Annotated in this window: 20 protein-coding genes and 1 riboswitch; of the genes, 14 read left to right on the forward strand and 6 right to left on the reverse strand. The window is 71.5% G+C overall.

What is annotated here, in order from left to right; translation table 11 throughout:
• Window positions 1–83 precede the first annotated feature (83 nt).
• The 9 genes from HLK59_RS06970 to HLK59_RS07010 all read left to right on the forward strand — a co-directional run bounded on the left by HLK59_RS06970 (window position 84) and on the right by HLK59_RS07010 (window position 11045).
• Window positions 84–1079, forward strand: coding sequence for an iron chelate uptake ABC transporter family permease subunit (locus HLK59_RS06970; protein ID WP_171140418.1), 996 nt, complete (start codon window positions 84–86; stop codon window positions 1077–1079).
• A complete protein-coding gene (locus tag HLK59_RS06975; protein WP_171140368.1) occupies window positions 1076–2089 on the forward strand; it encodes an iron ABC transporter permease in 1014 nt (337 codons plus the stop codon). Before HLK59_RS06970 ends, HLK59_RS06975 begins: the two co-directional genes overlap by 4 nt.
• On the forward strand, window positions 2086–2925 hold the full coding sequence (locus HLK59_RS06980; protein WP_240982257.1) for an ABC transporter ATP-binding protein: 840 nt from the start codon (window positions 2086–2088) through the stop codon (window positions 2923–2925). The genes HLK59_RS06975 and HLK59_RS06980 overlap by 4 nt, the downstream gene beginning before the upstream one ends.
• Before the next feature lie 31 nt (window positions 2926–2956).
• Entirely contained in the window at window positions 2957–3976 is a 1020-nt protein-coding gene (locus HLK59_RS06985; protein WP_171140369.1) for an iron-siderophore ABC transporter substrate-binding protein, read from the forward strand.
• 86 nt (window positions 3977–4062) lie between these two features.
• Window positions 4063–5241, forward strand: a complete 1179-nt coding sequence (locus tag HLK59_RS06990; RefSeq protein ID WP_171140370.1) for an ATP-grasp domain-containing protein — start codon at window positions 4063–4065, stop codon at window positions 5239–5241.
• Window positions 5238–6932 (forward strand): IucA/IucC family protein, encoded by a 1695-nt coding sequence (locus HLK59_RS06995; RefSeq protein WP_346779666.1) that lies wholly within the window; start codon window positions 5238–5240, stop codon window positions 6930–6932. The genes HLK59_RS06990 and HLK59_RS06995 overlap by 4 nt, the downstream gene beginning before the upstream one ends.
• Window positions 6929–8119: an MFS transporter gene (locus tag HLK59_RS07000; protein ID WP_171140371.1), complete on the forward strand. Its 1191-nt coding sequence runs from the start codon at window positions 6929–6931 to the stop codon at window positions 8117–8119. Before HLK59_RS06995 ends, HLK59_RS07000 begins: the two co-directional genes overlap by 4 nt.
• Complete coding sequence (locus HLK59_RS07005) at window positions 8119–9846, forward strand: IucA/IucC family protein (RefSeq protein WP_171140372.1); 1728 nt, start codon at window positions 8119–8121, stop codon at window positions 9844–9846. The genes HLK59_RS07000 and HLK59_RS07005 overlap by 1 nt, the downstream gene beginning before the upstream one ends.
• On the forward strand, window positions 9843–11045 hold the full coding sequence (locus HLK59_RS07010) for a type III PLP-dependent enzyme (RefSeq protein WP_171140373.1): 1203 nt from the start codon (window positions 9843–9845) through the stop codon (window positions 11043–11045). Before HLK59_RS07005 ends, HLK59_RS07010 begins: the two co-directional genes overlap by 4 nt.
• Before the next feature lie 224 nt (window positions 11046–11269).
• Here the strand turns inward: HLK59_RS07010 and HLK59_RS07015 are convergent, their stop codons facing one another.
• On the reverse strand, window positions 11270–12730 hold the full coding sequence (locus tag HLK59_RS07015; protein WP_171140421.1) for an aldehyde dehydrogenase family protein: 1461 nt from the start codon (window positions 12728–12730) through the stop codon (window positions 11270–11272).
• A 145-nt stretch (window positions 12731–12875) separates the two neighbouring features.
• Window positions 12876–13166: a hypothetical protein gene (locus HLK59_RS07020; protein WP_171140374.1), complete on the reverse strand. Its 291-nt coding sequence runs from the start codon at window positions 13164–13166 to the stop codon at window positions 12876–12878.
• A 172-nt stretch (window positions 13167–13338) separates the two neighbouring features.
• On the opposite strand from HLK59_RS07020, the gene HLK59_RS07025 reads away from it, so the two are divergent.
• Window positions 13339–13692: a nuclear transport factor 2 family protein gene (locus HLK59_RS07025; protein ID WP_171140375.1), complete on the forward strand. Its 354-nt coding sequence runs from the start codon at window positions 13339–13341 to the stop codon at window positions 13690–13692.
• A 24-nt stretch (window positions 13693–13716) separates the two neighbouring features.
• Here the strand turns inward: HLK59_RS07025 and HLK59_RS07030 are convergent, their stop codons facing one another.
• Window positions 13717–14292, reverse strand: coding sequence for a MarR family transcriptional regulator (locus HLK59_RS07030; protein ID WP_171140376.1), 576 nt, complete (start codon window positions 14290–14292; stop codon window positions 13717–13719).
• Window positions 14293–14311: 19 nt separating this feature from the next.
• Here HLK59_RS07030 and HLK59_RS07035 point away from each other — a divergent pair, with 19 nt between their 5' ends.
• Window positions 14312–15142 (forward strand): hypothetical protein, encoded by an 831-nt coding sequence (locus tag HLK59_RS07035; RefSeq protein ID WP_171140377.1) that lies wholly within the window; start codon window positions 14312–14314, stop codon window positions 15140–15142.
• Window positions 15143–15146: 4 nt separating this feature from the next.
• Window positions 15147–15230, forward strand: a riboswitch (ZMP/ZTP riboswitch).
• Window positions 15231–15251: 21 nt separating this feature from the next.
• Window positions 15252–16100, forward strand: a complete 849-nt coding sequence (locus HLK59_RS07040; RefSeq protein ID WP_171140378.1) for a bifunctional 5,10-methylenetetrahydrofolate dehydrogenase/5,10-methenyltetrahydrofolate cyclohydrolase — start codon at window positions 15252–15254, stop codon at window positions 16098–16100.
• A 1-nt stretch (window position 16101) separates the two neighbouring features.
• Here HLK59_RS07040 and HLK59_RS07045 read toward each other — a convergent pair whose 3' ends face one another.
• On the reverse strand, window positions 16102–16998 hold the full coding sequence (locus HLK59_RS07045; protein ID WP_171140379.1) for a CU044_5270 family protein: 897 nt from the start codon (window positions 16996–16998) through the stop codon (window positions 16102–16104).
• On the reverse strand, window positions 16991–17530 hold the full coding sequence (locus HLK59_RS07050) for a sigma-70 family RNA polymerase sigma factor (protein ID WP_171140380.1): 540 nt from the start codon (window positions 17528–17530) through the stop codon (window positions 16991–16993). The genes HLK59_RS07045 and HLK59_RS07050 overlap by 8 nt, the downstream gene beginning before the upstream one ends.
• Before the next feature lie 105 nt (window positions 17531–17635).
• Here HLK59_RS07050 and ctaD point away from each other — a divergent pair, with 105 nt between their 5' ends.
• Together ctaD and HLK59_RS07060 are read left to right on the forward strand one after the other, a co-directional pair.
• Complete coding sequence (gene ctaD / locus HLK59_RS07055) at window positions 17636–19237, forward strand: cytochrome c oxidase subunit I (RefSeq protein WP_171140381.1); 1602 nt, start codon at window positions 17636–17638, stop codon at window positions 19235–19237.
• On the forward strand, window positions 19234–19551 hold the full coding sequence (locus HLK59_RS07060) for a hypothetical protein (protein ID WP_171140382.1): 318 nt from the start codon (window positions 19234–19236) through the stop codon (window positions 19549–19551). The genes ctaD and HLK59_RS07060 overlap by 4 nt, the downstream gene beginning before the upstream one ends.
• Before the next feature lie 4 nt (window positions 19552–19555).
• Here HLK59_RS07060 and HLK59_RS07065 read toward each other — a convergent pair whose 3' ends face one another.
• The gene (locus HLK59_RS07065; RefSeq protein WP_171140383.1) at window positions 19556–21508 is read right to left on the reverse strand and encodes a ricin-type beta-trefoil lectin domain protein; all 1953 of its coding nucleotides are present in this window, start codon (window positions 21506–21508) and stop codon (window positions 19556–19558) included.
• Between the last annotated feature and the right edge of the window lie 122 nt (window positions 21509–21630).

The following is a 21630-nucleotide window of genomic DNA, read 5'->3' on the forward strand; positions in this document are numbered from 1 at the left end:
CACAGTCAGTTGAAAACTAAAGCAAGCCTCACCTAAGCTCACGCCTCGTGACTGCGATCCATCGGGACGCACCCCCCACAGGTGTGCCCTTTCGTGCCTTCAGGCGCATACCGCTCTTCCTGACCGGCCTCGCGGCCCTGACCCTCTGCATCGCCCTGAGCCTCGCCCTCGGCGCCCGCTCGATCCCCCTGTCCACCGTGGCCGACGCCCTGTTCGGCCACACCCACGGACGCGACGCCCTCGTCGTGACCGGGCTGCGACTCCCGCGCACCGTCATCGGCCTCGCAGTCGGCGCCGCGCTCGGCGCCGCCGGAGCCGTCGCCCAGGGCATCACCCGCAACCCGCTCGCCTCCCCCACGACCCTCGGCATCAACGCGGGCGCGGGCTTCGCGGTCGTCGTCGCGATCTACGCACTGAAGCTCGACGACCCCGTCGAGTACGTGTGGTTCGCGTTCGCCGGAGCCGCGGCCGCCGCCGTCCTCGCCCAGGCGCTGGCCCGCCGCGCCGGCGACATCGATCCCGTACGGCTCGCCCTCGGCGGCACCGTGCTCCAACTCGTGCTGCTGTCCTGGACGTCCGCGGTGATGCTGCTCAACCAGCGCACCCTCGACGAGGCCCGCTTCTGGCTCGCCGGCTCCCTGTCCGGACGCCCCCTCGACACACTGTGGCCGGTCCTGCCGACCCTGCTGCTCGGCGTCGTCATCGCGCTGGCCGTCTCCCCCGCCCTCAACGCCCTTGCCCTGGGCGACGATTCGGCGCAGGCCCTCGGTGTCCCGGTGGCCCGGATCCGACTGGCCGGCGGTGTCGCGGTCGTCCTGCTCGCCGGTTCGGCGGTCGCGGTGGCCGGGCCGATCGCCTTCATCGGGCTCGCCGCACCCCATCTCGTACGTCCGCTGCTCGGCGGCGACCACCGGCTGCTGGTGCCCGGCTGTCTGATCGCCGGTCCGCTGCTGCTGCTCGCGGCCGATGTGCTCGGCCGCATGGTGATCCGCCCCTCGGAGCTGGAGGTCGGCATCGTGACCGCGTTCCTGGGCGCGCCCCTGCTGGCGCTGCTGGCCCGGAAGGTGGCGACCCGGTGAACCGGTCCAGGACCCGTGGGCGCGTCCTCGTCTTCGCCGGCTCCGGCCTCGTGGCGCTGTTCGTGCTGCTCACCGTCTCCCTGACGACCGGTGAGATGCGGATCCCCGCCACCACCGCGCTGCGCGCCCTGGTCGGGCTCGGCGACGCGGGAGACGTCCTCGTGGTGCAGCAGTTCCGCGCGCCCCGGTCCCTCGCCGCGATCGCCGGTGGCGCCGGGCTCGGTGTGGCGGGCTGTGTGCTGCAACGGCTGTTCCGCAACCCCCTGGCCTCCCCGGACGTCATGGGGGTGACCGGCGGTGCCTCGCTCGGCGCGGTCGCGCTGATCGCGGCCGGGGCCTCCCAGACGCTGATCCCGCTCGGGGCACTGGGCGGCGGCCTCCTCGCGGCCCTGCTCCTGGGCGTGTTCGCCTGGGGTTCCGGGCTCGCCGTCACCCGCCTGGTGCTCACCGGGCTGGCCGTGCAGGCGGGGCTCGCCGCCGCCGTGAACCTGATGATCGTGCGCTTCCCGGCCGAGCTGGCCGGATCGGCGCTCCAGTGGACCACGGGTTCGGTGTACGGGCGGACGTGGACGGAGGTGTGGGGAGCGGGCGGCGCCATGGCGGGCGCGCTCGCCGCCGCCTTCGTCCTGCATCGCCGGCTGGCCGTGCTCGACCTCGGCGACGACTCCGCGGGCGCCCTCGGGCTCGACACCTCCAGGGCACGCCTCCAACTGCTCGTCCTCGCGGTCGTGCTGGCCTCGCTCGCCGCCGCGCTCGCCGGTCCGGTGACTTTCGTGGCGCTCGCGGTGCCGCACATCGTGCGGTTCGTCACCGGGCCGCCCACCGCCGCCTCGCTCGCGCTGGCGGGCCTCACCGGGGCGGTGCTGCTGCTCGCCTCCGACCTGGTGGTGCAGCACCTGCTGCCGATCGAGGGGCTGCCGGTGGGCGCGGTCACCGCGACGCTCGGGGCGCCCTGGCTGCTGGTGCTGATGTTCCGGCAGAGCTCGCCCGTGCAGAGGAGCCACGCATGACCGCCGGACCGGAGACCCATGTGAACACGCCCAACCAACTCGCCACCGAGTCCCTCGACCTCCGCTACGGCGACCGGCTCGTCGTCGGCGGCCTCGACCTCACCCTGCCGGGCGGCGCGGTGACCGCGATCGTCGGGCCCAACGCCTGCGGCAAGTCCACGCTGCTGCGCGCACTGAGCCGGCTCCTGGCCCCCGCCGCCGGCACCGTCACCCTCGACGGCTCCGACATCCACCGCATGCCGGCGAAGGCCCTGGCCCTGCGCATGGGTCTGCTGCCGCAGCAGCCGGTCACCCCCGAGGCGATCACCGTCGAGGCGCTCGTCCGGCTGGGCCGCTATCCGCATCAGCGGCTGCTGAGCCCCTGGTCGGCCGCCGACCAGAGGGCGGTGGACGCGGCCCTGGAGCGCACCGGGACCGCGGCCCTGCGCGACCAGCCGGTGGACCGGCTCTCCGGCGGCCAGCGCCAACGCGCCTGGATCGCCCTGGCGTTGGCCCAGGACACCGAGCTGCTCCTGCTCGACGAGCCCACGACCTTCCTCGATCTGCGCCACCAGCTCGACGTACTCGACCTGGTGGCCGCCCTGCACGCCGAGGCGGGCCGCACCGTGGTGATGGTGCTGCACGACCTCGGACAGGCCGCCCGTTACGCGGACCACATGGTGGTCCTCAAGGACGGCCGGCTCGCCGCCGCCGGAGCCCCGGCGGACGTCCTCGACGCGGAGCTGGTGAGGTCCGTGTTCGACGTGGACTGCCGGGTCATCCCCGACCCGGAGACCGGCACCCCGCTGGTCGTCCCGAAAGGCAGCGCGGTACGGCACTCCGCCGCCACCGCTTGATCAGTACCTACCAGGAAAGAACCAACCCCCCATGTCCCACCGCTTTGCCATGCCCGGAATCCGCCGGATTCTGGCCTCTCTGCTGTCCGTGACACTCGGTACCGCCGTTCTGGTCGCGTGCGGCGGCTCGGAGTCCGACGACTCCGCCGCCGCGAAGCCCGCCTCCGACACGGGCGGCGCCTTCCCCCGCACCCTCAAGACCGCCATGGGCGACGTCGAGATCCCGTCCCAGCCCAAGCGGGTCGTCGTGCTCGACACCGGTGAGCTGGACGACGTGACGCTGCTCGGCATCGACCCGGTCGGCGCGGTCGCCCCGCACTTCAAGACGGAGGGCGGCTTCCCGACGTACCTCAAGGGCGAGTTGAAGAACACCGCCGACGTCGGCCCGCTCCTTGAGCCCGACCTGGAGAAGATCGCCTCGCTCAAGCCCGATCTGATCCTGTCCTCCAAGGTCCGGCACGAGAAGGTCTACGACAAGCTCAACGCCATCGCCCCGACCGTCTTCACCGAGACCACCGGCGGTGTGTGGAAGGAGAACCTGAAGGTCCACGCCGAGGCGCTCGGCCTGGAGAAGGAGGCCGCGGCCAAGCTCACGGCGTACGAGACGCGGGCCAAGGCGCTGGGCGAGGCCATCAAGAAGAAGGACGGCGGCACGATGCCGACCGCGTCCGTGGTCCGCTTCATCGCCGGTCCGACGCGGCTGTACCAGTCCAACTCCTACAGCGGTGTCGTCCTGAACGACATCGGCTTCAAGCGGCCGTCCTCGCAGGTCTCGAACGACCCCGAGGTCACGATGAAGGACGTCAGCCCGGAGCAGATCGACCAGGCCGACGCCGACCTGATCTTCGTCACCTCCGCGGACGTGGACGACAAGACGCAGAAGAAGCAGGTCACCTCGAACCCGGTGTGGAAGTCCCTGCCCGCCGTGAAGGACGGCAAGGTCTTCGAGGTCCCGGACGAGACGTGGATGTCCGGCATCGGTGTCCAGGCCGCCGAGCAGATGCTCGCGGACGTGGCCAAGGCCACCGGCGTGCCTCTTCCCACCGAGTAACTCCCGCTGAATCGGGGCGGGCCGCGGTCATGGCCCGGGCCCGCCCTTTCAACCCCCCACCCGCTAGCGGAAGTTCTCCTCCACCCATGCGTCTGTACCTGCTTGCCCTCAACCCGACCGACTCCGTCACCGAGGGCTTCCTGCCCGCGGCCGCCCGCCTGGGCCTGGACGTCAGCGTCCTCACCGACCAGCCCGACGCCCACCGCGCCGCCTACCCGGACATCGAGATCCTTCCGTGCGACGTCCGCGACTTCCGGGCGGTCGTCACCCGTATCTCCACCCACCACCGGCCCGACGCGGTCTTCACCAACAGCGACCACCTCCAGACCCAGGCCGCCCTGGCCGCCGCCTACTTCGGGCTCCCCGGCAAGGACTGGCGGGCCACCCTGCGCTGCAAGGACAAGGCCGAGATGCGCCGCCGGCTCGCCGACGCGGGCGTGGACACGGTCTGGTCGACCGAGCTCACCGAACCGGCCGCCGCCCCGCCGGACGCCCCGTACCCCTGTGTCGTCAAGCCGCGCGAGGGGGTGGCCAGCGAGGACGTCGTCCTCGTCGACAACGCCGAGGACCTCATGACGCGGTCCAAGGAGATCTTCGACCGGCGCCCCGGCACCGTCCTGGTCGTCGAGGAGTACCTTCCCGGCGAGCTCTACACCCTGGAGACCCTGGGCGACGGGCGGACCCGGCACGTCCTGGGCGGCTTCCACACCGAGCTGTCGCCGCCGCCGTACTTCATCGAGGAGTGCCTCACCTTCGTGCCGGCCCACCCCGGGCCGGTCGTCGCGCAGGTCCTCGCCCAACTGGACGCGCTCGGCGTCGGGTTCGGCGCCTGCCACACCGAGTTCGTGGTGTACGAGGGCCGGGCGAGGATCATCGAGGTCAACTACCGGGCCATCGGCGACCAGTGCGATCTGCTGCTGGCCCGACTGCTGGAGATCCCGCTCTTCGAGCACATCCTCCGCGCCCACCTGGGTGAGCCGCTCCCCGCCGACCTGGGCGCCCGCCGCGACGGCGCCGCCCGGCTGGAGTACCCCTGCGCCGAGCGCCCCGGCACCCTCACCGAGGCTCCGGCGGCCACGGAACTGGACGTCGACGGTGTGCACTTGACGTACCGTCCGCTGCGCCAGCCGGGCGAGCGGCACGAGCTGTACGGCACCAATCGCGACTACCTCGGCGTCCTGCGTGCCACGGGCACCGACCAGCCGACGGTGGACCGGGTGACGGCCGACTTCCTTGCCGGGCTGCGCTGGGAGATCCAGCCGTGACGGCCGTGACAGACGGGACGGCCGCGGCGGCCGACACCTGCGCGCAGGAACTGCTCACGCGCGTGCTCAGCGCCCTGCTCCGCGAGGACGTGGTGGGGCTACGCACCGCCAGCACGCTCGTGCACCGGCCGGACGGCCCCTGGCTGCGGTTGCCGGACAGGGACTCCGGGGCCGACGCGCTGCTCCTGCCCGTCGTCGAGGACGGCTTCCAGTGCGAGTACGCGGCCCGGCTGCCCCTGCTCGTCCGCGAGTCGGACGGCGCCGAGCTGACCTCGTACGACACCGTCCTCAGCGCACTGCGCGCACTCGCCGACCCCGTCGACCGCGAGGGCTACGACGCCTTCGCCGAGGAGTGCCGGCAGACGCTGGCCACCCTGCGGCTGCACACGGCCACCCGGTCCGAGGTCGAGGGGAGGTTCGGCGGCGACTCGACACGCTGGCCCGCACTGGCCTACGACACCCTCGCCGCCCGGCTCGACCATCCCGTCTATCCGACCGCGCGCGGCCGCTCCGGCCTCGACGAGCCGCAACTACAGGCCTACGCACCGGAGTTCCACCCCCGTTTCGCGCTGCGCTGGATCGCCCTGCGCCGCGAGACCGTCACCCTGACCGGTACGCTCCCCGCCTTCTGGCCCACCCCCCGGCAGCTCGGCCTCGCCGAGGTGGAGGGCACCCATGTGGTCCTGCCGGTGCATCCGTTGACGGTCGACGCCCTGTGGGACGCCGGGCTCCCGGACGGGGCGGTGTTCGCCGACCGGACCCACCTGGAGGTCGTACCGACCCTGTCGATGCGTACGGTGGCCGTGAACACGTCGGTGCACCTCAAACTCCCGCTGGCCACGGCCACGTTGGGGCTGCGCAACAAGCGGACCGTCAAGCCCGGCACGCTCGTGGACGGCGCCGCGGGACAGCGGCTGCTGGAAGCCGTGATCGCCAGGGAGCCCCGGTTCCAGGGCATCATCCTGCACGCCGACGAGGCGACGTACGCCCATGCCGGGCACGAGCTGCTGGCCGTCCTGTGCCGGCGCTTCCCGGCCGCCGTGGACGGCGCCGAGGTCGTACCGCTGGCCGCCCTGCTCGCCGACGCCCCGGACGGGCGGCTGGTCATCGACCATCTGGCCGACCGCTTCTACGGCGGCGACCCGCTCGCCCTGCTGGACGCCTTCCTGACGCTGCTGTTCGACTGGCAGACCACACTGTTCGGGTACGGCATCGCGCTGGAGTCGCATCAGCAGAACATCTCGCTCGTGCTGCGGCCGGGCGATCTGCGGCTGCTGTTCAAGGACAACGACGGGCCCCGCGTCAACGCGAAGCGGCTCGGCGCGGTGCTTCCCGGCCCGTGGGGCTTCGACGACGCACGGACCTGCGTCTCCGGGGACGGGCCGGTCGCCGACCTGTTCGCCACCATCACCGTCCATCTGTGCGCGGGCGCCTACGCGTTCGGCCTCCCTGGGCACCGGCGGGCACTCCTCGGCCTCCTGCGCGACCGGCTGGCCGAGTCCGTGGACCGGCTCGGCGGGGACGCGGCCGCCGTGCTGCGCGAGCGGGTCCTTGACGCGCCGCGGCTGCCGGTGAAGGCGATGGTCACGGCCGGCTCGCTGCTGTCCAAGGAGCGGTCCGGCGCGGCCGACATCAACAAGCACTACACGACCGGCCCCAACTACCTGTTGCGACAAGGCGGTTCGGCATGAGCGCCGGGGCTCTGCGGATCCCGCGGTCCGCCTCCGGCCGCGGTCAGGTGCACGCGGTGGCCGCCTGCTATTTCGTGGCGTCCTTCGCGGCCCTGGGCCTGCCGCCCTACCTCACCGAGATCCTGCCGGAACTCGGCGACCGCGAGGCCCGCTGGGCGGGGGTGCTCTATGTCGTCCCGACCGTGTTCGGAGGTCTGGCGGCCCCGATGTGGGGGCGGCTCGCCGACCGCTACGGCCGTAAACGGCTGCTGCTGCGCGCCCAGTTGGGGCTCGCGGTGGCGTTCCTGCTCGCCGGGTGGGCCGACTCGCTGGCCACCTTCACGGTCGCGCTCGTCCTCCAGGGCGTCCTGGGCGGCACCTTCGCCGCCTCCAACGGCTATCTGGGCGCGGCCCTGGAGGGCCCGGCCCTGTCGAAGGCGCTCACGCTGATGCAGGGCAGCGCCCGGGCGGCCCTGGTCTTCGCGCCGATCGTGGTCGGCGCGCTGTCCGGCTGGCTGTCCCCGCACCGCCAGTACGCGCTCCTGGCCGTACTCCCCCTCACGGCCGCGCTGTTGCTGGCGGCCCTGCCCGAACCGGAGCCGGTCGCCCGCACCACGGACGAGGCCGTCACCGCGGATCGCACGTCCCCGGTGATGTCGCTCAAGGCGCTCTACGCGATCGAGTTCGCCTTCGTCTTCTCCACCGTCATCTCCTTCCCCTATCTCATCGCCCTGGTCGACGACCGGCTCCCGGGCACCTCGCCGACGCTGTCCGGAGTGCTCTTCGCCCTCCCCCACCTGTGCTATCTGGTGGCGGCGCTGGCCGTGCACTCCAGGTTCCGCGGCCGTCCCAGGGCCGGGATCGTGCTCGGTTTCGTCCTGATCGCGCTCGGTCTCGCCGGACACGGCGTCGTCGACTCGCTGCCCGCGCTGATCGCCGTACGGCTGCTGCTCGGCGCTGGGCTCACGCTCGGTCTGGTGTGTCTCCAGGTGCTCGCCGCGGACTGCGCCAAGGGCCGGGCGCCCGGCGGGCTGTTCGGTTCGCTGGAGTTCTTCTCCAAGGCCGGCGCGGTCGCCGCCGGCCTCGTCGCGGCCGCCGGCAGTGTCCGCTTCGGCCCCGCCGCCCCCGCGCTGACCGGCGCCGCCGCTGCCGCCGTCACCGCCGTGGCGGCCCTCGTCCCCTCCATGACCCCCCGCTGGAGCCGCTGATGCCCTCGCTCACCCGCACCCAGACCTCGCCTGCCCGGACCCGTCCGCCCGGGCGCACCGACCTGCCCACCGCCGACGACGTGGTGGCCCACACCCTCCTGAACTGTCTGCTGCGCGAGGTCTCCGGCCCCGAGCACCAGAGCGTCGTCGCCGACGGCCGGCTCCTGCTGCGGCTGCCCCGCCGCGGGGTGCTGCTCCGGGTGTCCCTGCGCCGCGCCTCGCTGCTCGGCGCGCACCGGTTCACGGGTCCCGTGCAGGAACAGCGCAACGGCGACTGGGCGGAGCTGGACTGGCGCCGCCTCGCCGAGTACACGCACGACGAGCTGTCGCTGCGGACCGGGGTGCGCAACGACGAGTTCCTGGAGCAGGTCGCCTCCAGCCACGAGGCCGTGACGACGGCCCTCACCGCGACCGTCACCTCGCGGGGCGGCGACCCCTACCTCGCCTCCGAGCAGTCCCTGTTCTTCGGCCACCGCTTCCACCCCACGCCCAAGGCCCGCACCGGCGACCCGCGCGCCTGGTCGGCGTACGCGCCGGAGGTGGGGGCCGTCTTCCCGCTGCGGCACCTCGCCGTGCGGGAACATCTGCTGGCGGAGGAGGCCGCGGAGCCGTCGGCCACCGCCGCCCTGGACCGGCTGCGCGCCGACGTCCCGGCCGGATACCGGCTGCTGCCCGCCCACCCGTGGCAGTACGACACACTCCGCGAGCACCCGGCGCTCAGCGCGGCGCTGGAGAACGGCGACGTCCTCGACCTCGGTCCGGGCGGCCGGCCCTTCGCGGCGACCGCGTCCGTGCGCACGCTCTACGACGGGGAGACCTTCCTCAAGTTCAGCCTGAACGTGCGGATCACCAACTGCCTGCGCAAGAACAGCAGTTACGAGCTGTCCGGTGCCGTCGCCCTGACCCGTGTGCTGGCCCCGGCGCTGGCCGACCTCGCCGAGCGCTTCCCCGGCAGCGCGGTGCTCCGAGAGCCCGCCTACCGCACGCTCGCCCTGCCGGGACCCGACGGCGGCCCGGACCAGGCGCTGTTCGAGGGCTTCGGCGTGATCGTCCGTGAGGGCCTGCCCGAGCGGCTCGCGCCCGGTACCACTCCCCTCCTGGCGGCCGCCGTCGCCGACGAGTACCCGAGCAGCGGCGCCCACATCTCCCGTCTGCTCGACGGGGCCGACGCGCAGGTGGCCCTCGACTGGTGGTCGGCGTACCTCGATCTGCTCGTCCCGCCGGTCCTGGCCGCCTATTTCGACCACGGTCTGGTCCTGGAACCCCACCTCCAGAACGTCCTGGTGTGCGTGGACGGCGACGGCATGCCCGCCCAGGTGCTCTTCCGTGATCTGGAGGGCACCAAGCTCGTCCCCGAGCACCACGCCGACACCCTCGCGGCGCTGCCGCCCGAGGTCGCGGGTCCGATGACGTACGACGCGCAGCGCGGCTGGGACCGGGTCGTCTACTGCCTCCTGGTCAACCACATCGCGGAGCTGCTCGCCGCCCTGGCCGATCTGCACCCGCGGACGGAGGCCGAGCTGTGGGGCCGGGTCCGCTCGACGCTCCGGTCGTACGCCGACCGCCTCGGCTGTCCGCCGCGTCTGTCCGCCCTGCTCGCCGGTGTCCCGCTGCCCGCGAAGGCGAACCTGCTGACCCGCTGGGAGCGCAAGGCCGACCGCGAGGCCGGTTACGTCCCTCTGCCGTCCCCGCTCGCCGGGGACATCCTGACCGGGAGCACCCGATGACCCCTGCCGTCCACGACCGCGCCCTCGCCCTCACGTCGGCCGAACTGCCCGCCTACCTGTACGACTTGGCGGCGCTGCGCACGCACGCCGCCGCCGTACGGTCCGCTCTGCCCGAGCGGGTCGAGCTGTACTACGCCGCCAAGGCCAACCCCGAGCCGGAGATCCTCGCCGCGCTCGGTCCGTACGTCGACGGCTACGAGGTCTCCTCGGGCGGTGAACTCGCCCATGTGGCCGCGGCGGTGCCAGGGCGTCCGCTGGCTTTCGGCGGCCCCGGCAAGACGCCGGACGAGGTGACGGCCGCGCTGGAGCTGGGGGTCGAGCGCTTCCACGTCGAGAGCGGGTACGAGCTGCGGATGCTGGGCGAGCTGGCGCGGCGGGCCGGGCGGCGGGTGGGGGTGCTGCCGCGGGTCAACCTCGCCCTGTCCGACGGTTCACTGGCGGGCAGTTCGCTGGCGATGGGCGGGCGTCCGACACCGTTCGGCATGGACCCGGCCCAGGCCGCGGAATTGGTCCACGCGCTCACGGACGGTGCCTATCCGCACCTCGAACTGCGGGGCGTGCACGCCCACTTGGCCAGCGGTCTCGAAGCCCCGGAACAGCTCGCGGTGGCCGAGGCGATCGTGGCCTGGGCCACCGGACTCGGGGTCCGGATCGGGGAGGTGAATGTCGGTGGCGGTATGCACGTCGACTACGCGGACCCGGACCGCCGCTTCGACTGGGCCGCGTTCGGCGAGGGGCTCGCGCGACTCGGCGCGGCGCACCCGGAGTTGACGCTGCGCATCGAGCCGGGGCGGGCACTTACGGCGTACTGCGGCTGGTACGCCACGGAGGTGCTGGACGTGAAGCGGAGCCACGGCGAGGAGTTCGGTGTGGTCCGGGGCGGTACCCACCATCTGCGGACCCCGGCCACGAAGGGCCACGACCAGCCCTGTTCCGTCCTGACGGTGGACCGCTGGCCGCACCCCTGGGAGCGGCCGGCGACCGAGGGCGAACACATCACGCTGGCCGGGCAGTTGTGCACACCGAAGGACGTCCTCGCCCGCCGGGTCCCCGCGGCGGGGCTGCGGGCGGGTGACCGGGTGGTGTTCGCGCTCGCGGGTGCCTACGCGTGGAACATCTCCCACCACGACTTCCTGATGCACCCCCGGCCCGGCTTCCACTTCCTGGACGCCGGCCCGGAGGTCGTCGGCCGGTCCTAGGGCCTGTCGTCACATTCCCTCCCCCAGAGGGGGTGCCCCCAGCCGCGCGGCGCCATGCACGCTCCCCCACTGCCTTGAGGGCGTGGGAGGTGCCCCCACTCGCCGTACCGGGCACAGACCCACGTACCAGCAGTACGAGGGCCTGCGCCCGGCACGCCGAGAGCACGCACCTGACGCCGCGCGGCCCGCCCTCCGGGCGGACGACGGGAAGGTGACGACAGGCCCTAGAACGGGTAGTGCGCCTGCTGGGTGGCGATGGTCACCCAGCGGGTGTTGGAGAAGGCCTCGATGCCCCAGCGTCCGCCGAAGCGGCCGTATCCGGAGGCCTTGAAGCCGCCGAAGGGGGCCTGTGGCTCGTCGGCCACCGACTGGTCGTTGATGTGCACGATGCCGGTACGGATCCGGCGGGCGACGGCCAGGCCATGCGTGGCGTTCTCGGTGATGATGCCGCAGGTCAGGCCGTTCTCCGTGTCGTTGGCGACGGTCACGGCGGTGTCGTCGTCGGAGAACGTCTCGACCACGCACACCGGCCCGAACGCCTCGGCGTGGTAGATCTCGGCGTCCTTGGGCACATCGGTGAGCACGGTCGCCGGGTGCACCGCTCCGTCGGGCTTCCCGCCGCCGGTGAGGACCTTCGCGCCCTTGGCGACGGCGTCCTCGACCAGTCCTGCCACGCGCTGCGCGGCGGAGGCGGCGACGAGCGGTCCGACCACGGTGTGCGGGTCGTTCGGGTCACCGGCCTGGAGCGAGGCCGTCTTGGCGGTGAGCTTCCGGGTGAACTCCTCGGCCAGTGACTCGTGGACGAGGATCCGGTCGCCGGACATGCAGATCTGTCCGGCGTTCATGAACACGCTGAAGGTGACGGCGTCCACCGCGTAGTCGACGTCCGCGTCGGCGAGCACGATCACCGAGTTCTTGCCGCCCAACTCCAGTACCGCGGGCTTGAGATGACGGGCCGCGTGCTCGCCGATGATCCGGCCGACACCGGTGGAGCCGGTGAAGTTGACCGCGCGGACGCGCGGGTCGGCGATCAGCGCCTCGGCTATCTCCGCCGCGTCCTCACGGGCGTTGGTGACCACGTTCAGCACACCGTCCGGCAGCCCGGCCTCGCGCAGCACGTCGGCCACGAACAGGCCGCAGGCGATGGGAGCGTCCTCGCTGGTCTTGACGACGACGGTGTTCCCGGCGGCCAGCGGCGCCGCGACCGCGCGGACGCCGAGGATGACCGGCGCGTTCCACGGCGCGAACGCGGCGACGACGCCGACCGGTTCACGGACCGCGAGGCCGAGCGCGCCCTGTTCCTGGGCGGTGAGGACCTCGCCTCGCGGGGCCGTCACGGCGGCGGCGGCCTCGCGCAGCATGTTCGCCGCGAGGTAGACGTTGAAGTGCGCCCACGGCCGGGTTCCGCCTGCCTCGTGGGCCATGAGTTCGGCGACCTGGTCGCCCTTGCCGTCGAGGAGGTCGGCGGCCTTCAGCAGGATCGCGCGCCGGGCGAACGGGGCCAGCGCGGCCCATTCGGGGAACGCCGCGTCGGCCGCGTCCACGGCCCGCCGTACGTCCTCCGGGCCCGCGGCCGCGACGGTCGCGTACACCTCGCCGGTGTAGGGGTTGACGTCCTCCGCCCTACGGCCGGAGGCGGCGGGCACGTCCTTGCCGCCGATGAACAGTTCGCGGGTGATGGGCATGATGCGGACCTCTTTGTTCGCCACGTGAACCAAGATTCATTTCTAAGCGCATGCTCTGTTCACCCGGCAACAATGTCAAGGGCCGCCCGGCCGCGCTGGACTTCTGGCGGGCCGGGCGGCCCTCGGTGTGGACGTACGCGTGTGACTACTGGATTCCTGGCAGCACCTGGGTGACGGGGGCGGCCAGGTCGGTCACCTGGCTCAGCTGGTTGAGGTCGTTCAGCTTGTTGAGCTCCGCCAGCTGCGCGGAGGGCCGCGGGAGGGCGTCCTTGTACTCCGCGGGCAGGTCGCTCACGGTGAGCGAGTCGAGCATGGCCATCGGGCTCAGAGGGGCGGCGCCCTTGGCCTCGGGAGCGGCGCTCGCCATCGGGGCGGCGAGACCGGTGACGCCGACGGCGAGACCGACGACGGCGGCGATACGTCGAGTGGAGATCATGTTGTCAGCAACGCCACCGGGCCCGCGCCGGACACGGGCACCTGGCGCCGCTCACCCGTCAGGAGGAGTGTCGCGGTTGCGCTTGCCGAGCCCGGCGGGGCGGAGGAGTCTCGAAGGAGAGGCTCGCGCGGCCCGCTCCCCCTTCCACCGCGGGCCTCGTCGGAGGTCAGTCATGGGCACCGCGTTCACCACCGAAACACTGCGCCAGAGCATCGAGGGAAACACCGCGACGAACCTGCTGTCGCTCTACGCGGACGACGCGGAACTGCGCGTCGTGGACCGCAACACCCAGCCCAGCAGTCCAAGGATCCTGCACGGCCGCGACGAGATCGGCGCACTCCTCGAGGACGTCTACAGCCGCGACATGACGCACAAGGTAGAACGCTGCGTCATGGACGGCGACACCGTCGCGTACAGCGAGTCCTGCCTGTACTCGGACGGGGTGCGGGTCCTCTCCGAGTCGATGATCACGCTGCGGGACGGCAAGATCGCCGAACAGATCATGATCCAGGCATGGGACGAGTAAGGAGCCGGTTGCCGAAGGTCCAGATCACGACCCGGTTGACCTGGACCTTCGCGGTGCGGGCCGGTCCGGTCCGCACTCCGCGGCCACGACCAGTTTCCGCAGCAGGTCGGCTAGCGTCCGTTGCTCTTCTGCGGTCAGTGCTGCGAGGAGCGCGACCTCGTCCGCTTCCTCCGCCGCCGCGTGCTGTTCGAAGGCTGCGTATCCGGCCCCGGTGAGCCGGACCAGCACCCTTCGCCGGTCGGCGCTCTCGTGCGTGCGCCCGATCAGCCCGGCCTCCTCCAGCGGCGCCAGCCGTGCCGACAGGGCGCCCCGCGTCAGCCCGAGCCGGTCGGCGAGCTCCGAGGGGCTCGCGGTGTAGGGCGGACCGTGCCGGCGCAGGGTCAGCAGCACCTTGTACTGCCAGTGCCGCAGCCCGTCGGAGTCGAGGGCGTCGCGACGCGCCTGGGACGCGTGCCGGGCGAGCTTCGCCAGCCGTGCGTAGATCGCCTCCTTGACCGGGTCCATCCAGTCGAGTTCCTTCGACCACGCCTCGACATGCCGGTCGACCGAGTCCTGCGTCGTCTGCTCCCCGCAGTGATTTTCTCGTGGATGGTTTTTCATCTCACTACCTTCCCCTGCCATGACGAACACCACGAGCACATTCGTCGACCTCGACGAACTTCTCGCCTCCGCAAGGGACTTGTCACTGGCGGGACGGTGGGACCGAGCGCTGCGCCTGTTGGACGCGACGACGTCCGACGTGCCCGAGGACCGCGCACGCCTGGCCCTGGCGGCGGCCGAAGTCGCCCTGGAGAGCGACTGGTTCGCCGGCACGCGGCTCGCCGCAGCCCGCGCCGAGCAGGCGGAGAAGGAGTCACCGGGCGGTGACTGGGACCTGGACTTCGTGCGGCTGCGCCACGACTACCTGCGGCTGTTCCGCCCCGACGGCACGTCCCGGCACGGTGCCGAGGGCAAGGACCCGCGGGCGCTCGTGGCGATCCGCAGCCGCGGACACGAGCTGCGCGAGGCCGCCCCCGACGAGGTGCGGCGGGGCTGGGCCTCGATGTACCTGGGGCTGATCGCCGACAACCTCTTCGGCGAGCGCTCCGCGGCGCCCGCCCACTACGAGGCCGCCCTGCGCGCCGGTGAGTCGGGCGACGACCTCCTGGTCCGCGAGGCGCTGCGGCACCTCGGTGACCACGACCACGACGCCGGCGATCACGAGCGGGCCCTGGAGCACTGGCGGCGGGCCACCGCGCTGGGCGCACGCGCGGGCATGATCCCGGGTGTCCTCACCCAGCAGATGCTGCTGGCGGTGCTGGCCCGCGACGCGGGTGACGAGGGCGGCGCGACCGCGCTGGCGGCGGAGATCGCCCGCTGGGCCGAGGCGATCGGCGCGGGCCATCTCCACGCCCAGGCGACCGGCTTCCTGGCCGGGGTCGACCCGACCGCCCCGCCACCGAAGGGTTAGGCTGAGGGCGGGCCGTGACTGGCGCTGAGGTGGAGCACCACCGGGGAGCGGTCCGTGGAACCTGATGCCGTGCGCCTGGGCGAACCGACTACCAGCCCAGGAGTGGATCATGTCTCAGGCCCGGCTCATGGACGGCACGGCACTCGCCCGGCGGATCGTGGAGGAGACCGGCAAGCGCGCCGCCGACCTCACCGAACGCACCGGCAGTACACCGTGTCTCGCGACCGTACTGGTCGGGGCGGACCCCGCCTCGGTGACCTACGTCCGGATGAAGCAGAACCGCTGCCGCAAGGCCGGTATCGCCTCCCGGCATGTGGAGCTGCCCGCGGCGACCACGACCGAGGAGCTGGTGGGCACCCTCAGGGCGCTCTCCGCCGATCCCGCCGTGCACGGCATCCTGCTCCAGCACCCGATGGGCGAGCACATCGACGAGCGGGCCGCGTTCGAGGCGATCGCGCCCGAGAAGGACGTCGACGGTGTCACCTTCGCCTCGTTCGCGACGATGAGCTTCGGTCTGCCGGGCTTCGTGTCGTGCACGCCCGGCGGGATCATGCGGCTGCTCGACGAGTACGGCGTCGACCCGTCCGGGAAGCGGGCCGTGGTCGTCGGCCGCAGCGCGATCCTCGGCAAGCCGGCCGGCATGCTGCTGCTCGCGCGCGACGCGACGGTGACGTACTGCCACTCGCGGACCGCGGACCTGTCCGCGGCCGTGCGCGAGGCGGACATCGTCGTCGCCGCCGTGGGCCGGGCGCGGCTCATCAAGGGCCAGGACATCAAGCCCGGCGCCGTGGTGCTCGACGCCGGGTACAACGAGGGCAACGTCGGCGACGTCGACTTCGACTCCGCCGCGGAGCGGGCCTCGCTGATCACGCCGGTGCCGGGCGGCGTCGGTCCGATGACGATCGCCACGCTGCTGGAGCAGACGGTGGACGCCGCCGCCCGGCAGCTCGGGGTCTGAATCAGCGCATCCAGGCGCTGTAGTCCATGACGTCCCCGGCCTTGACGCCGTACTCGGGGTCCGCCTCGGTGAAGGTGGTCTCCAGACCGAGTACGGCGCCGGTGGCCGGGTCCATGATCAGCATCTGCCGGCTGACGGACTGCTCGTACACGTACGCCTGCCCGCGCCGCCCCAACCGGTCCGTCACCTGCCCCACGGGCTTCAACCCTTCGGCGTCCGCGAGGAGTTGGACCAGCACCGCCGACTCGCGGGCACCGAGGGTCCAGTGGTCCAGGAGCACCCCGACACCGTCGAGGAGCTGGCCGGTGTCGGGTGCCGTGTCGATGTGCAGGGTTTCCTGGAGATAGGCGCGCAGGCGGGTGACGTCGAGCGGGGGCGGCGACTGCGGCGGGGCGTCGCTCCAACTGGGCGGATAGGTCCGCGTGGTGCGGTCGTGGCCGTCGTCGACGGTCTCCGTGTGGCTGTCGTCGGCGTTCCACCGCACGATGCGCTCCTCCGGGTAGGTGATCGGCGGCTTGTCCTCGCTCATGCCCATGCTCCACGACTTCACATGGGTGCCCTTGCGGAGCGCGGGCGAACCGCCGGCCGCCCGCGCCCGCGCCCGCGCCGCCAGGGTTTCCAGGGATACGGGGGTGGAGTCGGCCTGCACGACGAGCGGGCGGGGCGCGGCGACCGCCGGCGCGGTGGTCTGGTCGGTGAACAGCAGGGCCGCCACCAGCGCACCGACGACGGCCGTGGCCGCCAGGCCCCAGAGCAGCCGGGGCCGGCGGGACGTGCGTTGCCGCATGAGCCGGTTCAGCCGCCGCTCGGCGTGGTGGTCGAGAGGGCCGTCGCCGAAGTGGGGTGCGTCGGCGGGCACCGGGTTGGCGCGGCGCAGGAGTTCGAGTTCGTCAGCCATGGCCGTTCTCCTTCAGGGCGGCGGCGGTCGGGGGGACCATGCGGTCGATCTCCGCTCTCAGCCGGCGCCGGGCGCGGTGCAGCCGCATGGCCGCGGCCCGTCGGCCGCAGCCGAGGACGACGGCGACCTCGTCGATGCCGAGTTCCTCCCAGGCCGTCAGCCGCAGCACCTCCTGGTCGCCCGGGGAGAGCCGCGCGAGCGCGTCGTGCACCCAGGCGCCGGGCGTCTCCGTCTCGGGTCCGGCCTCGATGTGCCGTCCGTGTGCCGTGTCGTCGTTGCCCAGCCGGTCCACCAGCCGCCGCCTGCGCCCCTGTCCGCGCACCGCGTTGGCCAGGCAGTTCCGTGCCACCCCGTACAGCCAGGGCAGGGAGGTGTCCGGGAGGTCGGTCCGGCGGCGCCAGGCGACGGTGAAGACCTCCGCCACCACTTCCTCCACGTCGTTCGTACGCCCGTCCAGTCGCCGCGCGACATAGCGGCTGACCGCCCAGTAGTGCTCGCGATAGGCAGCGGCGAAGTCGTCGTCGTCGCTCATGTTCCGTTCGTGTCCGGCACCTTCGGGATCGTCACAGCCGTTTCCGTGATTCTCGTCGCGTCCCTGAAGTGTGACGCGGGGGCCGGGCGCGGACACAGGCGGGGCATGAGGCACCTGAAGTGGCTGACGACCACGGATCACAAGACGATCGGCACGCTGTATCTGGTCACGTCGTTCGCGTTCTTCTGCGTCGGTGGTCTGCTGGCGCTGTTCATGCGCGCCGAGCTGGCCCGGCCCGGTCTGCAGATCATGTCGAACGAGCAGTTCAACCAGGCGTTCACGATGCACGGCACGATCATGCTGCTGATGTTCGCGACGCCGCTGTTCGCCGGCTTCGCGAACTGGATCATGCCGCTCCAGATCGGCGCCCCCGACGTGGCGTTCCCGCGGCTGAACATGTTCGCCTACTGGCTGTACCTGTTCGGCTCGCTCATCGCGGTCGGTGGCTTCCTCACCCCGCAGGGCGCGGCCGACTTCGGCTGGTTCGCCTACAGCCCGCTGTCCGACGCGGTCCGCTCCCCGGGCATCGGCGCCGACCTGTGGATCATGGGCCTGGCCTTCTCCGGCTTCGGCACCATCCTCGGCTCGGTCAACTTCATCACCACCATCATCTGCATGCGCGCACCCGGCATGACCATGTTCCGCATGCCGATCTTCACCTGGAACGTGCTGCTGACCGGTGTCCTCGTGCTGCTGGCCTTCCCGGTACTGGCCGCCGCACTGTTCGCCCTGGAGGCGGACCGGAAGTTCGGGGCGCAGATCTTCGACGCGGCCAACGGCGGCGCGCTGCTCTGGCAGCACCTGTTCTGGTTCTTCGGCCACCCGGAGGTGTACATCATCGCGCTGCCGTTCTTCGGGATCATCTCCGAGGTGATCCCGGTCTTCTCCCGTAAGCCGATGTTCGGCTACATGGGTCTGGTGGCCGCGACCATCTCGATCGCCGGTCTGTCCGTGACGGTGTGGGCGCACCACATGTACGTCACCGGCGGCGTGCTCCTGCCGTTCTTCTCCTTCATGACGTTCCTCATCGCCGTACCGACCGGTGTGAAGTTCTTCAACTGGATCGGAACGATGTGGAAGGGCTCGTTGTCCTTCGAGACACCGATGCTCTGGGCCACCGGCTTCCTGATCACCTTCGTGTTTGGCGGTCTGACCGGCGTGATGCTCGCCTCGCCGCCGCTCGACTTCCCGACCTCCGACACGTACTTCGTGGTGGCGCACTTCCACTACGTGGTGTTCGGCACCGTGGTGTTCGCGATGTTCTCCGGCTTCCACTTCTGGTGGCCGAAGTTCACCGGCAGGATGCTCGACGAACGCCTCGGCAAGATGACCTTCTGGACGTTGTTCATCGGCTTCCACGGCACGTTCCTGGTCCAGCACTGGCTGGGCGTGAACGGGATGCAGCGCCGGATTCCCGACTATCTGGCGGTGGAGGGCCTCACCCCGCTGAACACGCTGTCGAGTGTCTTCTCGTTCGTGCTCGGCGCGTCGCTGCTGCCCTTCTTCTACAACGTGTGGAAGACGGCCAAGTACGGCGAGAAGGTCGAGGTCGACGACCCGTGGGGCTACGGCCGTTCGCTGGAGTGGGCGACGTCCTGCCCGCCGCCACGGCACAACTTCGTCGCCCTGCCGCGGATCCGCAGCGAGTCCCCGGCGTTCGACCTGCACCACGCCGACGTGCCGGAGAGGGAGCTGACGACACGGTGAGCGGCTTCCTCAACGACATCGAGGGGCATCTGCTGCTCGCCGCGACCCGCGAGGAGGGACGTACGGCCGCCGAGCGCTTCACGGCACCGCTGGACTGGCTCACGGATGCCCAACGGGCCGAGGTGGAGCGGCGGTTCGAGGCGGAGTACCTCGCACTCGCCCGCTCCTCCTGGCAGCGCACCGCGGTGCGTGCCGGGAGGCTGCGGGACGAGTACGAGTCGGCCTACCGAGGGCTACGGCGCCGTCTGCTGGCCGGTTGGCTGCTCGGGTGCGCGATGGCCCTCGGTGTCCTCGTGCCGTGTCTCGCCCGGTAGCGGACTAGCTCTGCGTCCACTTCTGGTTGTTCTGGCCGTTGCACGTCCACAGCACCATCTGTGTGCCGTTGGCCGTGCCCGCGCCGTAGGCGTCCAGGCAGAGCCCGGCGTTCACGTTGGTGAGGGTGCCGTCGCTGTTGACGTTCCACTTCTGGTTGTTCTGGCCGTTGCAGTCCCAGATGACGACCTTGGTGCCGTTGGTGGTGCCGAGGTTGTAGGCGTCCAGGCACTTGTTGCCGTACAGCACGAGTTCCTTGCGGGAGGTGTACGTCCACTGCTGGTTCTGCCCGCCGTTGCAGTCCCACAGCTCGGCCTGGGTGCCGTTGGTGATGGTGTTGTTGTAGATGTCGAGGCAGCGGCTGGAGGCCGTTCCGACGATCAGGGTGCTGTTGGCGCCCGGCAGCGGGCGGACGGTGATGTCGGCCAGGGTGGGCGCGTTGCTGAAGGTCAGCGTGTTCGAGGAGCCCTTGGACAGGCCGACCTGGACGGAGATCGTGCCCTGTGCGGAGCCGGTCGGCGGGAAGGAGACCGCCGTCGAGCCCTGGCCGTTGACCTGGAGGGTCGCGGTACGGGCGGTGGAGGTGTTGTTGGTGTAGGCGACGTCGACGGTCTTGATGCCAGTGCTTCCGGCGACCACACCGGAGAAGCTCGACGAGCCCGTGTAGACGCTGCTCGCCGCCTCGGTCCCGCCGGTCACCGTGAGCATCACCGAGCCGCCCGCCGGGACGCTGGTGGTGTAACCCGTGCCGTACGAGCCGATGTTCGAGCGGGTCCACAGGTCACGGACGGTCGCGTTCGCGTTGGTCAGGCCGAGGTCGGACCAGCGGGCGGTGATGTTCTGGGCGGAGGAGGTCCGGTTGAGCAGGAGGACGGCACGGTTGCCGCTGCCGGACAGGACCTTGCCGTAGACCTGGAGACCGGAGGTGTCCTCGGCGACCTTGACGCCCTGGAGGCCGCGCGCGTCCTGGTCGACGGCGATGACCTCGGGGTTCTTGAGGATGTTCGCAGTCTCGGTGGTCATGGTGGAGAGGTTGTTGCCCGCGAGGAGGGGTGCGCCGGAGATCGCCCAGAGGTTCATGTGGGTGCGGTTCTGGGCGGCCGTGAAGCCGGTCATGCCGACCATCAGCATGTCCGGGTCGTTGTAGTAGCCGGTGTGCTGGGCGAGCGGGTGCAGGCCCTGGTCGAAGTTGGACAGCATGTTCGCCGTCGAGGGGTTGTTGCCCCAGAAGATGATGTCGGTGCTGGTCCGGTACATCGGCGCGAGACCGGGGGCCCAGTTCCAGGTGTTCTGGTAGCCCCAGTTGCAGATGGAGAGGGTCAGCGGGCGCCCGGTGGTGGCCGTCGCCGCGGCCACGGCGTCGCTGATGGACTTGTACGTGGTCGGCGCGTCGAGGCCCTCGGCGTCGCCGCCGCACCAGTCGACCTTCACGAAGTCGAAGCCCCACTGCGAGAACTGGAGCATGTCCTGCGCGTAGTGGCCCTCGCTGCCGGAGCCGGGTGCGGCGGGGCGGCCGGTCGGGTAGTAGTAGCCGCAGCCGTCCTTGCCCGCGTCGGTGTAGATGCCGGCCTTGAGCCCCTTGCTGTGGATGTAGTCGGCGATGGCCTTCATGCCACCGGGCCACTCGGCCTCGTCGACGGTGATGTTGCCGGCACTGTCACGGGTGCCCTGCCACCACCCCTCGTCGATGTTGATGTGGTTGTAGCCCGCCTCCGGCAGACCGGCCGCCACGAACGCGTCGACCTGCTGCTTGATCACGTCGTAGTCGATGACGGCGGCGAAGCTGTTCCAGGAGGCCCAGCCCATCGGGGCGGTGGGCACCGCTATCTGACGGCTCGTCGCCGCCTGCGCCTGGTTCGGCTGGGCGAACAGCAGAGCCGCGGTGGCAACCAGGGCGAGGACCAGTGCGCGTACGGCTGCGGCTCTGACACGGCGTACGAAACGCGGTGGGGGGTACATGCGGCTCCTTCATGCGGTGAGGAACACTCACGATGTCGATATTTCGAACAAGGATCGGCGAACCGAACACATCGCGGGCCGAAAGTAGAGCCACGGGAGGGGGAAGTCAACGGATGTGACAG

Origin of the sequence: Streptomyces sp. S3(2020) (assembly GCF_013044505.1) — a bacterium.
Classification (GTDB): domain Bacteria; phylum Actinomycetota; class Actinomycetes; order Streptomycetales; family Streptomycetaceae; genus Streptomyces.